This is a genomic window from Chitinophaga sp. RAB17 (assembly GCF_052114225.1).
Classification (GTDB): Bacteria; Bacteroidota; Bacteroidia; order Chitinophagales; family Chitinophagaceae; genus Chitinophaga.
Genome location: NZ_JBFREI010000006.1, coordinates 135,471 through 149,942, shown reverse-complemented (window position 1 = coordinate 149,942; position 14,472 = coordinate 135,471). Strand labels below are relative to the sequence as shown.

Below are 14,472 nucleotides of genomic sequence, written 5' to 3'. Positions count from 1 at the left end.
TTAATGATTGGTTTTACCGAAAAAATGTATAATCTGGTTGCTGACTTCAGCACCAGCATCTATAAAAATAATAGGAATATGATAATTTCTACATCTTTCTGTCAACGTACTTTTCATGTTTTCGAAATTCTCCGTATATCGGTCACCGTTATGCCGGTTATTGTTATTCCATAACACCTGCCTGATGCCATCACTGAGCGCCAGGCTGCCATCAGGCAGTGCCGCTTCCAGCGGATCCGTGATATGTACCAGCATCACATCATTATGTGCTGCAATATGCTGCAGGTAACGGAAAGTATCTTCATTGGCAATGGAAAAATCGCTGATCACCGTCACCACATAATCATGCGTTACCAGTGTACCTGTTTTATGCAATATTTCATTTAACGCCACCGGGGCCGGACGTATATGCGTACGCGTAGGCAACAGTGCATTCATGTCTGCTATGCGGGTAAGTAAATGCTGTACATGCGATTTACTTCTGGCAGATGGAATAAAATCGTTTCTTTCTTCATTAAAAACAATGCCCCCTACCCTGTCACCTCTGCGAACGGTATAAAAGGCGCTCAGTGCAGCTACCTGTGCCGCTACTACTGATTTTACCTGTTGCTGCGATCCAAAGAAAAGCCGGGTGGTCTGATCTACCACCACAAACGTAGGCCGCTCTTTTTCTTCGTTAAATACTTTGGAGTGCGTTTCACCTGTTCTGGCAGTTACCTTCCAGTCGATGTTCCGGATATCGTCACCGGGCACGTATATACGTACTTCTTCAAAATCCAGCCCACGCCCTCTTAATTTGGAAGCATGACGTCCTGCCAGTATGGTGTATACCGGGTGTTGCGGCAGTAATGGAATATCCTGTACGTAATATTCATAACGCATGAGTTCCTCCAGGGTAATTACTACACCGGGAGGGTATGTTTTAGCGGCAGTATCATTTTTCTTTCCCATCATGGTACAGTAATCACTTTTAATAATTCATCAATGACTTTATCGGCATTCATGCGGGCTACATTGGCTTCATAGCTGAGGATAATGCGATGCCGCAGCACATCATGCACCATAAAACGTATATCATCCGGCGTTACATAATCACGGCCATCCAGCCAGGCCACTGCGCGGGCGCAACGATCCAGGCTAATGCTGGCACGAGGACTGGCGCCATAGTTCAGCCATTGCCCCAGCTCTTTGCCCAGCTTTTCGGGATAGCGGGTACCATCTACGATATCTGCGATATAGTTCGCTGCACCATCTGCTACTTTGACTTCATTGATTTCTTTGCGCGCATCAAATATGACCTGTTGAGAGATACCGGCGGTAGGAGTCGTCTTGCTCTTCGATTCTTCCCTCACCAGTTTCACGATACTTATTTCACTTTCCTTGTCGGGGTAGGTGATATTTATTTTAATCACGAACCGGTCTAACTGCGCTTCCGGCAAAGGATACGTGCCTTCCTGTTCGATGGGGTTCTGGGTAGCCAGTACCATAAACAGCGGTTGCATGGGATGCGTTTTTCCGGCCACAGATACCTGTCTTTCTTCCATGGCTTCGAGCAGGGCTGATTGCACTTTCGCCGGCGCCCTGTTAATTTCATCTGCCAGTACCAGGTTGCTGAAGATAGGGCCGGGCTGAAAAATAAATTTCTCTTCGGTCTGGGGCTGATAAATTTCCGTTCCTGTAACATCCGCTGGCAGCAGATCCGGGGTAAACTGGATACGGCTTAGTTTACAGTCCAGGTGTTTCGCCAGACTTTTTACCGCCCTGGTTTTTGCCAGTCCGGGTAAGCCTTCCAGCAGCACGTTTCCGTCTGTCAATAAACCAATCAGTATCTTATCTATCACATCCTGCTGACCAATTACGTCATCGCCTATACGTTGTCTGAGTGCTTTTACCTGTTCCAGTGTAGTCATAGTATAAAGTAATTAAAGAGGTTGTTCCTGTAGCGGAACAACCTCCTTCTGGCATTAAACAACACACTTATTTAATTCCTGCTTTCAAAGCATTGGTAAATTCGTCCACATTGAAACTGGCTGGTTTCTGACGCGGAGGGAATAGCTTATAGGTAGCCAGATAGGCGCCTACTTCTTCTGCTGAAGGCAATACGAGAAAAGCACGATCTATATACCATTTTTCGTAGTAAGAAGAGGCATGATCATGTGCATATTCAAACGGATCTGATCTCAGGTCTTCCAGGATCGGCGCACGTAACTTATCCATTGGTTCGCGCCAAACTTTCATCCCTTTGGCATCCTGCTTCATATAATTAAACTTCCAGCGATCCTTTCTGTAAGCCATCAGATCTCCATCATCACTGAAGTAAAAGAACTGGTGACGAGGACCATCCTGTACCTTTCCGGTCAGATAAGGGAGCATGTTATATCCATCCAGGTGTACCTTGAAATGTTTGGCGCCTGCTGACACACCATTCACTGCTTTAGACGGCAGATCTCCATCACCGCCTGCTGCTGCTACCAGGGTAGGCAACCAGTCTTCCGCAGAAAAAATGTCATTGAATACGGTACCGGGTTTAATATGCCCTGGCCAGCGTACGGCGCAAGGAACACGGAAAGCACCTTCCCAGTTCATATCTTTTTCACCCTTGAATGGAGAAGCGCCACCGTCAGGCCACTCGCATTTCATGGCGCCGTTATCAGTAGAGTAAATCACGATCGTGTTTTCAGTAAGACCGTTATCATCCAGGAATTTCAGGAGATCCCCTACCATGGCATCGTGTTCCACCATACCATCTGCCTGTAAGCCCAGTCCTGTTTTGCCTTTGGAGGCAGGTTTCAGGTGTGTATTCACATGCATACGGGTAGCATTAAACCATACAAAGAAAGGTTTGTCCGCCTGCTTTTGTCTTTTCATAAAATCAATGGCCGCCCCGTAAAATTCTTCATCTACCGTTTCCATTCTTTTAATAGTTAATGGACCAGTGTCTTCAATTTTACCATCTGCCGTAGATTTGATCACACCACGCGGACCAAATTTTTTCTTAAATGCAGGATCTTTGGGATAGTCTTCATGCTCTGGTTCTTCTTCCGCATTCAGGTGATAGAGGTTACCAAAGAATTCGTCAAAACCATGTGCAGTAGGTAGAAACCTGTCCTGATCACCGAGGTGATTTTTACCAAACTGGCCGGTGGCGTATCCCAATGGTTTCAGGAATTCAGCAATGGTAGGATCTTCCTTCTGCAATCCTACTGTAGCACCCGGCAAACCAACTTTAGTTAAACCGGTACGGAACGGACATTGCCCCGTAATAAAAGCAGCACGGCCGGCCGTACAGCTTTGTTGTCCGTAATAATCTGTGAAAGTGGCGCCTTCATTGGTGATCCGGTCAATGTTGGGTGTTTTAAAACCCATCATCCCCTTATTCCAATAACTAAGGTTCCAAAAACCAATATCGTCACCAAAAATGACCAGGATATTTGGCTTCTTCTGTGCAGACGCTGGGTGGAAGGAAAGCGTCGGAGCTAACAGGCAGGCGTAAACGAGCAATCGTTTGAAATCAGGAAAGCGTTTCATATCAACCATTGTTTAAGTATACACAATGAATAACTGTACTTATTCCATTCATGGAAAAACGATACAGATGATGATGATGAAAGCTGATTGTATGCTTAGGTGTGAAGTATAAATGTTATAAACAACAACTTGCTGCTTTTGTTTATTTCTTTTTTATTGGTGCAGGAAACCATTTGATGTAAATGTTTACCAGGGCTTATGACCAAACGACCAGCTGGCCGATACTGCCGGACCATTATAACCCCATACCAGGTCCCCTACCAGATTCTTACGGGTAGCTTGTACATCAAAATTAAATCCGGTATACCCGGCAGTGACGCTGAGTCGTTGTATCACCCGGTACATCACCTGCAAATTGGCCGCGATAATTTTCCCTTTAATATTATCTACCGTGAGCGAGAGATAACTGATTTCACCCGTCACAGCCCAGCGTTTGGCAAACGTATAGCCGCCCCAGATACCAATATCCGGCAAGGGCGCCGTAAAACCATAATCATCGCTGGCGGCGAAGCTGCCTACATTCGTACTGCCTGCTATACCTACGCCCGCTTTTACAATATGTGCACCGATCATAATACCGGCTTCTGCACGTGGCTTACATAACAGTGCATACCCATAGGAAAAACGGAAAATATCTGTATTAAAAAAACTACTGGTAGCCGCATTCACCGGGTAAGTATGATCACCAAAGGTGATGTCCCTGTCCAGTACATGGGCAGCGCTTCTGGCAATCCGGTAATAGGCCAGATCGAAGCGGGAGCGCCTGCCGGCGCGCCACTGAAAATCACTTAGAAAAGTAAAATTGGTGTGGTTATACCCCAATGTATTTTCAAAACTGATATTGGTTCCCCTGGTGCCGGCAGTATTACCAACGCTGATGTCTGTATGACTGAAAGGAATAAAGAAGCCCGCCGATATACGAAAACGATCCACATACCAGGGAGGTGCAGGCTTATGTTTATGCACGCGGCTTTCCGTTGTTTGTGCCACAGCTCCCATGCAATACAGCAATAATAAACCGATAGTAATTGTTTTCATAAGGAGTATAATTTACTTTGACTTTCCACCGCCAATAGGTATTCCCACTGTTACCAGTATCTGCCGGTTATACCCGGTGAGATTGGTATCTTTATAAAAATTCACCAGCCCCAGGTTGAACTGTGCATTCAGTCGCACACCTTTTCCTTTCATCATTGCATACTGTACATCAAAGGTGGCCCCTGCATCTGCCAGGTGCGTATGTTCCTTACTGTTATAGGTGTAAGACAACGTACCTTGCTCCATTCCTTTCTCATAAGAATCCTTTGCCCGCACCCTTGCCCCTAAATGTGGCCCCACCGCCAGTCCGAAGGAAGGTGTTATTTTATAGCGTATCAACGGCGCCACCGTGAGATAGGTGACCATACGGTTAATTTCCGTGCCCACTAACTGCGGATCATCTGGTGTGATAAACGTGTTTTCATACCGGAGTTCTCTGGCGCCTTTGGGCGATTTCATAATAATATCCATCGCAAACTGCCAGTGTGTATTGATGTCATAGGTAGTATAGGCGCCTATGGCGAAACCAAACCGGGGCTGCTGTCCCGTGGCATCTTCTATCCAGCTGGAAGAAGCTCCCAATACAATGCCCAGCTTCAACCGGTCATTGGTGATCTTCTTTCCAAACAACAATGCAATCAATGCCTGCCCATATACGACCTGACATCCCATGAGTAACAGTAATCCCGTTAGCGCGTATCTTATCAAAAAAGGCATATAAAAAATATTAAACCATTACTTCAGCCAGGCGCTGCCGAATTGTATATAAAACCCCCACTGCTCAGGGCCGCGGGCAACATCCGCACCCATATATAAACCAAATTTGCGGGCCAGCAGATACCGGACGCCGGTACCATAACTATAATCCCAGGAGGCCGAACCGAAATCTGAATAGTCATCAAAAGCTTTCCCCACACCGGTAAAGAACACAGCGCTCCAGCGCCGCACAATATTCCAGCGCTGCTCTGTTTCCACCAATATGTTTACATCTCCCTGATAACGCCCTTTAGGGATACCCCTTAAATCAATAGAGGGCTTGAAATAGAAAGGAATATCTCCCAACACCTGCTGCATATCTGCCCGGAGACCACATACCCATTTCTTTTTACTGCCAATAGGTATATAATGATATGCATACACATCCAGGTTGGTATAGTCGAAGTCGCTACCGAAAATATGATTGGAGAAATTTGCATCCACATGCAACTTCGTTCCTTTRGACGGCGTAAAGGGATTATCTCTTTTATCGTATTCCACCAGCACACCGGCCACGCTGCTGATATTATCCATTTCCTTTGGTTTAAAAAGAGAATCCGGCAGAATGGACTTTTCCAGGCGGGCGGTTGTTTTCACAAAGAAGTATTGTATACCTGCATGCCAGTTCGAATAGCCCAGCTGTTTTTGCACCCGTAAAAATACCGGGATGCTTTTCAGGTTTACCCCAAACTCTGTTTCTCCTTTTACCGGTAAGGTTTTATAGAACTTGATATTCATGTCGAGGTAGGCGGCAAATACTTTATACCGGACACCCCAGGGGATAATAGTGCCACTCCTGCCCGCACCGCCACCCCAGCTTTTATTGGCGGTATAAAAACCAAAACCGCCGGTTACATCCGGTGGAATAGCCTCCAGGTTTTTATGCTTTTTATAGTTAGTGGGCTGATGCCGTTTCCTTAACAATACTGGTGCAATAGCACCGCCGATTCCTACGGCAGGCTCTGTGATCAGAATTGGTATAGGGATAAAACCATTGGCGTCTATCATGTAATCGCTGAAGTCAATAGCATGATCCAGGGAATCACGCAGACTGATTTTTCGCTTGACTGGTTTAGGAAGTGTATCCTGAGCGACAACAGACAGTGACACAGCTATACAAAATAATAGCAGTACCAGTGATTTATTGCCGGACAATATGGTGAGTTTTATATGCATGCCACTGTTTTAAATCTGTTGAAGTACCGTACCCGTTATCGCATGGTGAGCGGCTTTGAGTGCTGCACGTATCCCTGTTTATCGGACTCCAGCTCCTTAATAAAAGGCAACTGTTTTTGTATGTATACCCGCGTGGATTGTTCTATATAATTATCCAGTTGAAAAAATTTAGCTGCACGGGTAGCTCCCAGTAGCTTATTCATTTTACGGAAGTACCGCATTTGCAGCCGGCCAAACTCCAGGTCATTATTAATGAGTTGTTTGGTCAGGGTATTCAGTTTTGCATTGTCAAGAGAAGAGAATTCCTCGTTATACATTTTTAGCAAAGCAACACGCTCCGTCAGCCAGGGGCTTTTATCGTTTTCATATTCTACCAGTGCCGTCTGAAAAGCGGGTTCCTCTACCGGGGAAATTTTCAGGTAATCCGACAACAGTACCTGTTTTGTTTTGCCGAAAATGGTCATCACGAGATCCTCATCAACAGCAGTTTCTGTTGCTATCGTGATGATTTGGGCTTTTACACTGGAAGTGATGCTCAACAACATCATCATCAAAGAAAATAGTGCTCTCATATACTACGTTTTTAATGTCTCCGTTGAAATCCGCCGGAGCGGAAATTGCCCTGGGGGCGTTGAAAGGACTGCCGGAAATTATCGTTGTGTTGCCAGCCGCGCTCCCGCTGCTGAAATTGTTGCTCCATATTTTGCCTGCTCTCGCCGTTGCTGGCAGGCCTCCATTGATTACCTTCCCTTTGCTGCCAATTGCCGTTGTTACTTCGTTGAAATATATTTCCGTTGTGATCTGCCTGCACATTATTATTAGCGCGTTGTGCCGGTTGAAATCGGGTTGCACCTGATAAGTTGCCCTGGGTACGTTGAGAAATGCGGCCCTGTGTAGCACCTGATAAATTGCCCTGCGTAGCCCGGGAGATGCGCCCCTGGGTGGCGCCCGACAGGTTACGGTCGTGCGTCACCACATCCGTGCGGTGGTTATAAATATTGGTGGTATGATTACCGTAGAAATTATTGACATGAATATTATTGACGACTACGGGACCATATACGTGTGGATAAGGATAGAAGAAAGGAGGATGATAAATAGGTGGTCCCCACCAGCCACCGCCAAAGTTGTAGCCTATTCCAAAATGGAGAAATCCTACACTCACACCAAAGCCGATGCTCCAGCCGGTCCATGGATTATAAGACATGCCGAAGCCCCAGGTAACGGGGCGGGGATAATACATACTACCATACCAGGGCACATAGTTATAGCCGGTGCCATATACCACTGTAGGGCCCAGCACATAACAACCGGTATAGCCGGGCGTGTAGCCCATGTACACCACCTCCGGCGTTACATCATAGATGTACACGTATTTAATATTATAGGCCGGGGAACTGGCAGGAATCTTATCTACATCTGCGGGCCGGGAGGTGGCTACTATCCATGGACCTTTAGGACTGCTGCCGGTAAACCAGACACCTTTGTCCACCACATAATAAACATTGCCTTCCTTCAAAACGGTAGAGGCAGTATTCACTGCATATTCCAGCCCCGTATTTGACACCGCTGCAAACTTAGGCGCACCATCATACGTAACAGAAGTTGTCGCCTTCTTTCGGTCTACTTTTGCGGTTTGCGGCACCTGCGCATCCATCACTGCCTCCTTGGCTGCCGGCGTGCCGGGCACACTGGCGAGCACGGCATCTTTTGTAGTGCCTTCGGGAATTTTCGCAAAATCTTTGGGCAGATTATTGGGTTCCACATAATCCCATGGTCCCTGCAAACTGCGAGACAGGTACCATCTGCCGGAGAGCAATACGTAGTATTCCTGCGAGGCTATGTCCATAAAAATATTATCGGAAGAATTGCTCATGTACAATAGTCCTGTGCCGGCAACGGCAGCAAAGACGGGCTTTCCAGCACTTTGAATCAGCTCAGCAGGCACGGTGCTCACTACTATCAGCGGAAGTGAATCGAGGGAAATAGGTGTCTCTTTATTATTGGCGGAGATCTGCTCGCCCACTTTTTTTATGGCGGACGGCGGCTTCCTGTCAAAGCTCCAGTTACCCGTCAACGATGCCGTGCTGAACCATCTGCCACCGGCATATAAATAATACGGGTGATTGCTTTTCTCTTGCACAATTACAAAGGGAGAATTCACCACCCTTGGCATGCCAAGGGTTTTGTCGGCCTGCAATTTCGGTGTACCATCAATGGTAACCAGCAAAGCAATCTGTTCTTTAAAAATGATTTCCGGCGGATCATTTTTCAGGCCTGCAGCACTGGCTCCGCCTGGGTTATTCTCTGCCAACGCACTCAGCAAGTCATCTAGTGTGAGGTGAAGATGATGCTTCGGCAGCTCCCGATCCAATATATTTCTGAGCTGTAATAATTTGGAAGAATCTGCATTACCAGGAAACTTCAGATCCGCTACTTTCAGCTCCTCCAGCGTCACCAGCCTGGTTTCCCTGTCAGTGATCACGTTAGCATCTATCCATACCGCACCAAATACCGGGTCCACTCCCTTCTTTTCAAAAGACACCGCTGCTATAGCAGCCAGATGATTATTAGTGAAAGACTGAGGCTGGGGTTGATACACCACCACGGTGCCCTGCGGAACAGAAATATGATAAGGCCATTGCTGCGCCACAGCAGCCTGAGAGAGGAGTACACAGCACACCAGGAGAAAAAATCGGTAGAACATCATATGCTTATTCTTATTGTTTGGGTTTAAAGAAAAAAGCCTTTCTCCTTAAAAATTGACGTAGCAACTTTCATGAAAAAGAAATGATGATGATGTAATTGTTATACCTGGAAGTGATGAGAAAAAAATCTGCAGCGCGGGAACGCGCCGCATTTTAGCCATTTAAATTCCACGTTACGAAAAAGAAGTATCTTATGTAATGCAGTACTGTATTCACTTTTCACAAAAACAAAAAACTGCATCCGGACTAAATACTTAAATTATTTGCTGTTAATGTAGTAGATAAATTGCTGTTATGCGGAATGCTTAGGAGGAAATATTCAGGGTGACAACTGCAATTTAACAGCTTCTTTTATATCTGCCAAAAAATAAAATAATTAAACATCATTTAAACAATTATTAATCTCATAATGTTTGATGGATATTCACCTAAAAACAGGAAAAAATTTATCTAAACATTTTTACAACTAAGGGTGTTAATTATTGCGACACTGTCACCGAGTGCTGATACCGATTAAATTAACCAGTAAAGAAGACACACACTAATGACGCTAAGGAACTTAGAATGACCGAATATAAAGACTAAAATTCCCGATCCTAAGCATAGTTATGTAGCATCATCATCAATCATCGTTACTGTAGATCCAGCCGTTTATTATGGCTGTCTGTAGAACACGGATTTTTTATCTTCTGAAAAGAGGTACGTATTACGCATCTCCATTTGGCCGGATAAAAAAAATGAATGATGTATTCAATCACGCATAAATCATAACTATGAATGCAAACACGTTTACTTCTTCCATCCATCAAGGCCCGTAATTAACAGTTGTTCCTGCTTATACATTGTATAAACAAGATGAGCTGTATCGATTCCCGTAAAGGTCCGATCGGACTGATTTGCATTGATCTATTAAAAACACCGCGATGAAAAGATTTAATTATGTCCTGTTACTGGGGCTAATACTACTGGCGGCTTGCCGGAAAGAACCGGATTTGTCTTCCCTATCGGGCAACTTTGTTGTACAAACCGACCGGGATCCGAATACGCAGTTTAATTCTTTCAAGACCTTTTATATTTCGGACACGGTAGCTTACATCAGCACGAATCCGAAAGATAGTATCCTGACAGACAACACCGCCAAACAGCTGGTAGCACAGATCAGGAAGAACATGGAAGCAAGAGGATATACTTATGTAAGCAGAGGTGCCAAACCAGACCTCGGCATTAATACCATTGCAGTAAAAGATGTAACAGTGGGTGTGGTATATCCCGGCTACTGGTGGGGATATCCGGGCTATTGGGATCCATGGGACTGGGGATGGTACTATCCTTACTACTATCCATGGGCTACTACCTATTCTATTACCACGGGTAGTGTTATTGCTGAAATCATTGATGTAAAACATGCGCAGGCGAATCAGAAACTGGATGTGACCTGGACCATGAACCTGAATGGTGCATTGGGCAGCTCCGCCTCTACTAACCTCCAACGTGCGCTGGATGGCATTGATCAGGCATTCATTCAATCACCTTATTTGAAAGCCCAATAGTTCACTATAAAAAAGTAAATTATGAAAAAGTTTATTATACTGGGTATAGTGCTTACGCTGGGATGCCTCCAAAGTTTTTCTCAAGGGAAAATAAATAATTTATTCGGACTCTCCTGGGAAATAGCAATACCTACTAACAACGATTTCCTCGACAAGACCAGCCTCTCGGGTGGTAAAGCAGAATATCGTTACTTTCTCAAAAAGGTACCCGTGTCCTTTGGCATAGCCACAAGCTGGAATTCATATGAACAATATATTCCTACGCAGACAGTCTATTACAAGGACAATAATTCAGCGATTACAACGGATATGGATAGGGTTATTTATACAGTACCCGTTACCGCCATCGCTCACTATTATTTTAACTACGGCAAAAAAGTAATGCCATATGCTGGAGTAGGTATTGGTACACAATACGCCCAGCAAACGATTTACTATAACGTGTTTGAAAATGATACTTACGACTGGGGCTTTGTAGTACGTCCGGAAATAGGGGCTTTAATACGTCCCAATGGTGGCAACTGGGGCATCATACTCGGTGCAAGCTACCAGTATGCTACCAATAAAAATGATCTTTTCCAGATTGATAATCTTAAGAGCTTCAATTTCAATATTGGATTATTCCTGAACAACTAAAAACATTTATGATACTTAAGACTTGATGATTGCTAATTTGTTTATGCTTAGGAACGGCTGTGTCTTGTCTAAGACGCAGCCTTTTTTTATGTCCACATAACTGCCAATCACTAACCGCTAAAGCCTAACTACCAACCGCTAAAATCTAACAGCTAACCGCTAAAAGCTAAAAGCTAACCGCTAAAATCTAACAGCTAACTGCTAAAAGCTAAAAGCTAATCGGCAAAGAGAGATCTCCCTGCCGTTTTCCTATTTATCAACCATTAAACTGTAAGTAACTTTTCTCCCGGAATTTCAAAAAAAACATGCAGGGTGAGAACACCCCGCAATCTTCATCGCCTGTAGATTCCACGCTAGTGTACTATTGAGAAATCGCACAGGAATGAATCACGATGGCGGGTTGCAAATAACTTATATCGTGATGAGATAATCATTTTATATTCCGTTCAGAAGTATTGTTATTTGTAAATAGTATTCCATTCAAAAAAAGACAGAGTGTCGGCCCGGAGCCTGCACGATTAAATACAACCCCACTACCATCCGTGATCTTCCGGACCGGCTCTGCCTGTGCTTTTACAATATTCTCAGGCGATGGGCAACCGTACCTGGTTGCTGACCGGCCATCCGTTGCTATGAAATGCTTAGGTCACTTCGTGATGGCTGTATTTTTTAACTGCGGGAAGTTTTCCGGCTTTTGTCCAATTCATCTATAAATGGTATTTCATCCAAAATGAAAGACCGGATAGCGTTCTGGAAATAAGCTTCCAGCTGAAAGAATTTTACGGCATTCTTCCCGCCTATAACTTTAGTGAATTTCTTTAAATAGCGTTTATGAAATTTATCATAAGCCATATCATTGTTGATGGTGCGGTTGGCCAACGACAATGCAGCATTGTCGTCCAGTTGATTATATGCTTTTGCATAATCATGCAAAATCACCAGCCGCTCCCTGGAAAGCTCTCTCCTATTGGATTCATAGGCACCATATAATTGCCAGAATGCATTCGCCTGGTTATTATCCAGCTGCATAAACTGTTCTACTACTGCTTTCTTTTCTTTACCAAACACCGATTGAATAACCGCCAGGTCTTCATTGGCAGCTTGTCCAAAGGCATGGCCATACCAGCAGAACATTAAAACTAATACTGTTTTCTTCATATGTGCTTGTTTATATTCGCCCGCTGAGGAAAGCAGGTAATTTGCCACAGTGAAGATGATTCGCTAAAGGGGTATGCTCAGGAAGGAAATGTTGTAAGCCTGTCATCCTATAACATCACGATGTCATAAAAAGTTACATAATTTTTATTATTTTTTTTTCTGAAAAATTTCATGGTGCTTTAAAAATATCTGTTTAATTTACAACCAGAATTACTTCTCCTGGCATATACAAATCTCTCTCATCTGTTTTATTGCATCATTAAATTTTTGCAAGATGAATACAGAGAGTATGCGTTTCCTCCGCTACATTACATTATTTACAATCGGGTATTTATGTTTAACCAACCCTGCTGCATCGCAGCTAAAAGGAGATCATCTGCTCGGCGACGCCGGATTACAATCCGGCACACAAACACCACCTGGCTTTGCACTCGTTGTCCCCGTTTACCTTTACAATGCCTCTAAACTCAAGAACAGTAAAGGCGATGTGGTAACAGACAACCTGGGACTCAATATGTTTGTAACAGGCATTGGCGGCAGTTGGGTCACTAATTTAAAAATACTGGGCGCCAACTACGGCGGATCCGTGTTATTCCCTTTTGGCAGCAACCGGCTGGAATCTACCGTCACCACTACCAAATCTCCTTTTGCCTTTTCAGACATCTACTTCCAACCACTGCAGTTAGGCTGGCATACCAAACACGCCGACTTCCTGTTTGGATATGCACTCTACTTCCCCAGTGGGAAATATGAAAAAGGAGCAGATGACAACAGTGGGCTGGGGCAACTGGCAAACGAATTCTCTGGCGGCAGCACGGTATTCTTCGACAAATCCAAAACCATCCACTTCGCCGCACTGCTATCTTACGCACTCAACTCCGAAAAGAAAAACACCGATATCAAAACCGGCGACAACCTCACTATAGAAGGGGGGCTTGGTAAAACCTGGTATAAAAAAGCGGCGGCTGGCCCCATCCCCAAAATCATTAATGCAGGCGTAGTTTACTATATGCAGTTTAAAACAGCTACTGATAAAATCCCCGTTGGCAGCGGATACCTGCTGGATCCTTCCAAAGACAGGATTTTTGGCGTTGGCGCAGAAGGCAGCTATTTCGCGCCCGGCATCAGAACTATGTTTGACCTCAAATGGCTGGCAGAAATGGGCGCGGAAAACCGGATACAGGGTAACACCTTTATGCTGACCGTAGCCTACTCCCTGAAATCATTCGGAAAAAAATAACACCATCCCCATTTTTCACATAAAACATACATCATGAAAGCACTTAACTTATCATTTGTTCTGCTGGCATTCTTATTCTGCTCCCTCAGCACACAGGCGCAGGACCAGGAAGTATTGGTAGACGCCCAGAAAATCAACAGCAAGTCCATGCCTAAATCGGTGCAGGACTCCCTGAGGAAAAACTTCCCTCACATGACATTAAAACAGGTATTGAAAATGCCATTGAAAACGTACAAGGCAAACTGGAATGTATCTGAAGACAATGTAGCTGCACTTAACAGCGATGACTACAATCTGTATGTATTAAACATCACCGGTAAAAAGGGCGGCAATATGGAAGCTACCTATAACCAGGACGGGCAACTCGTGGAAGCGAAAGAACTACTCGTCAATTCACGCTTACCCCGCAACATTTCCACCTATATTGTACAAACCTACAAAGGCTACCTGATAGACTCCGACAAAATAAAAAGAACCATCCGTCCTGATAAAACAGAGCAACGCTACGAAGTGGCCATTCACAAAGGCAGCGATAAAAAAAGACTTTTCTTTGATAACAGCGGCAATTTTATCAAGGAAAAAGAATAAGGTGTGTTTTATATGAAAAGCCCTGGCTGTGTATGATGGTCAGGGCTTTTCTGTGTGTGGCACTTTTTTGCCAACATCAACAGGTTTCCTGCGG

13 protein-coding genes are annotated in these 14,472 nt (G+C 44.6%); 4 read left to right on the top strand and 9 right to left on the bottom strand.

The genetic code is table 11. The features are described from left to right. The 8 genes from AB4Z08_RS20270 to AB4Z08_RS20235 form a co-directional block, all read right to left on the bottom strand. A complete protein-coding gene (locus tag AB4Z08_RS20270) occupies positions 1–954 on the bottom strand; it encodes a DUF58 domain-containing protein (protein ID WP_441575600.1) in 954 nt (317 codons plus the stop codon). After that, positions 951–1,910, bottom strand: coding sequence for an AAA family ATPase (locus tag AB4Z08_RS20265; protein ID WP_441575599.1), 960 nt, complete (start codon positions 1,908–1,910; stop codon positions 951–953). The genes AB4Z08_RS20270 and AB4Z08_RS20265 overlap by 4 nt, the downstream gene beginning before the upstream one ends. A gap of 67 nt (positions 1,911–1,977) precedes the next feature. Continuing rightward, positions 1,978–3,528 (bottom strand): arylsulfatase, encoded by a 1,551-nt coding sequence (locus tag AB4Z08_RS20260; RefSeq protein WP_441575598.1) that lies wholly within the window; start codon positions 3,526–3,528, stop codon positions 1,978–1,980. 186 nt (positions 3,529–3,714) lie between these two features. After that, on the bottom strand, positions 3,715–4,566 hold the full coding sequence (locus tag AB4Z08_RS20255; protein ID WP_441575597.1) for a hypothetical protein: 852 nt from the start codon (positions 4,564–4,566) through the stop codon (positions 3,715–3,717). 12 nt (positions 4,567–4,578) lie between these two features. Next, entirely contained in the window at positions 4,579–5,283 is a 705-nt protein-coding gene (locus tag AB4Z08_RS20250) for an outer membrane beta-barrel protein (RefSeq protein WP_441575596.1), read from the bottom strand. An 18-nt stretch (positions 5,284–5,301) separates the two neighbouring features. After that, the gene (locus AB4Z08_RS20245; RefSeq protein ID WP_441575595.1) at positions 5,302–6,498 is read right to left on the bottom strand and encodes a BamA/TamA family outer membrane protein; all 1,197 of its coding nucleotides are present in this window, start codon (positions 6,496–6,498) and stop codon (positions 5,302–5,304) included. Between the two features lie 35 nt (positions 6,499–6,533). Next, positions 6,534–7,070, bottom strand: a complete 537-nt coding sequence (locus AB4Z08_RS20240; RefSeq protein WP_441575594.1) for a hypothetical protein — start codon at positions 7,068–7,070, stop codon at positions 6,534–6,536. 11 nt (positions 7,071–7,081) lie between these two features. After that, positions 7,082–9,208 (bottom strand): hypothetical protein, encoded by a 2,127-nt coding sequence (locus AB4Z08_RS20235; protein ID WP_441575593.1) that lies wholly within the window; start codon positions 9,206–9,208, stop codon positions 7,082–7,084. Positions 9,209–10,129: 921 nt separating this feature from the next. Here AB4Z08_RS20235 and AB4Z08_RS20230 point away from each other — a divergent pair. Then, the gene (locus AB4Z08_RS20230) at positions 10,130–10,756 is read left to right on the top strand and encodes a DUF4136 domain-containing protein (RefSeq protein WP_441575592.1); all 627 of its coding nucleotides are present in this window, start codon (positions 10,130–10,132) and stop codon (positions 10,754–10,756) included. A 21-nt stretch (positions 10,757–10,777) separates the two neighbouring features. Further along, entirely contained in the window at positions 10,778–11,392 is a 615-nt protein-coding gene (locus AB4Z08_RS20225; RefSeq protein ID WP_441575591.1) for an outer membrane beta-barrel protein, read from the top strand. Between the two features lie 669 nt (positions 11,393–12,061). Here the strand turns inward: AB4Z08_RS20225 and AB4Z08_RS20220 are convergent. Beyond that, positions 12,062–12,550: a hypothetical protein gene (locus tag AB4Z08_RS20220; protein WP_441575590.1), complete on the bottom strand. Its 489-nt coding sequence runs from the start codon at positions 12,548–12,550 to the stop codon at positions 12,062–12,064. Positions 12,551–12,824: 274 nt separating this feature from the next. Between AB4Z08_RS20220 and AB4Z08_RS20215 the strand changes: the two genes are divergently transcribed. Both AB4Z08_RS20215 and AB4Z08_RS20210 read left to right on the top strand, forming a co-directional pair. Continuing rightward, on the top strand, positions 12,825–13,790 hold the full coding sequence (locus AB4Z08_RS20215; RefSeq protein WP_441575589.1) for a SphA family protein: 966 nt from the start codon (positions 12,825–12,827) through the stop codon (positions 13,788–13,790). Positions 13,791–13,823: 33 nt separating this feature from the next. Further along, positions 13,824–14,378 (top strand): PepSY-like domain-containing protein, encoded by a 555-nt coding sequence (locus AB4Z08_RS20210; protein WP_441575588.1) that lies wholly within the window; start codon positions 13,824–13,826, stop codon positions 14,376–14,378. The last annotated feature ends 94 nt before the right edge of the window (positions 14,379–14,472 follow it).

What these genes read in the sequence shown, in the direction of transcription:
- AB4Z08_RS20215 (WP_441575589.1), top strand. Translation starts at nt 12,825, where the DNA reads ATGAATACAGAGAGTATGCGTTTCCTCCGCTACATTACATTATTTACA.
- AB4Z08_RS20240 (WP_441575594.1), bottom strand. Translation starts at nt 7,070, where the DNA reads ATGAGAGCACTATTTTCTTTGATGATGATGTTGTTGAGCATCACTTCC.
- AB4Z08_RS20265 (WP_441575599.1), bottom strand. Translation starts at nt 1,910, where the DNA reads ATGACTACACTGGAACAGGTAAAAGCACTCAGACAACGTATAGGCGAT.
- AB4Z08_RS20210 (WP_441575588.1), top strand. Translation starts at nt 13,824, where the DNA reads ATGAAAGCACTTAACTTATCATTTGTTCTGCTGGCATTCTTATTCTGC.
- AB4Z08_RS20230 (WP_441575592.1), top strand. Translation starts at nt 10,130, where the DNA reads ATGAAAAGATTTAATTATGTCCTGTTACTGGGGCTAATACTACTGGCG.
- AB4Z08_RS20270 (WP_441575600.1), bottom strand. Translation starts at nt 954, where the DNA reads ATGATGGGAAAGAAAAATGATACTGCCGCTAAAACATACCCTCCCGGT.
- AB4Z08_RS20220 (WP_441575590.1), bottom strand. Translation starts at nt 12,550, where the DNA reads ATGAAGAAAACAGTATTAGTTTTAATGTTCTGCTGGTATGGCCATGCC.
- AB4Z08_RS20255 (WP_441575597.1), bottom strand. Translation starts at nt 4,566, where the DNA reads ATGAAAACAATTACTATCGGTTTATTATTGCTGTATTGCATGGGAGCT.
- AB4Z08_RS20250 (WP_441575596.1), bottom strand. Translation starts at nt 5,283, where the DNA reads ATGCCTTTTTTGATAAGATACGCGCTAACGGGATTACTGTTACTCATG.
- AB4Z08_RS20235 (WP_441575593.1), bottom strand. Translation starts at nt 9,208, where the DNA reads ATGATGTTCTACCGATTTTTTCTCCTGGTGTGCTGTGTACTCCTCTCT.
- AB4Z08_RS20260 (WP_441575598.1), bottom strand. Translation starts at nt 3,528, where the DNA reads ATGAAACGCTTTCCTGATTTCAAACGATTGCTCGTTTACGCCTGCCTG.
- AB4Z08_RS20225 (WP_441575591.1), top strand. Translation starts at nt 10,778, where the DNA reads ATGAAAAAGTTTATTATACTGGGTATAGTGCTTACGCTGGGATGCCTC.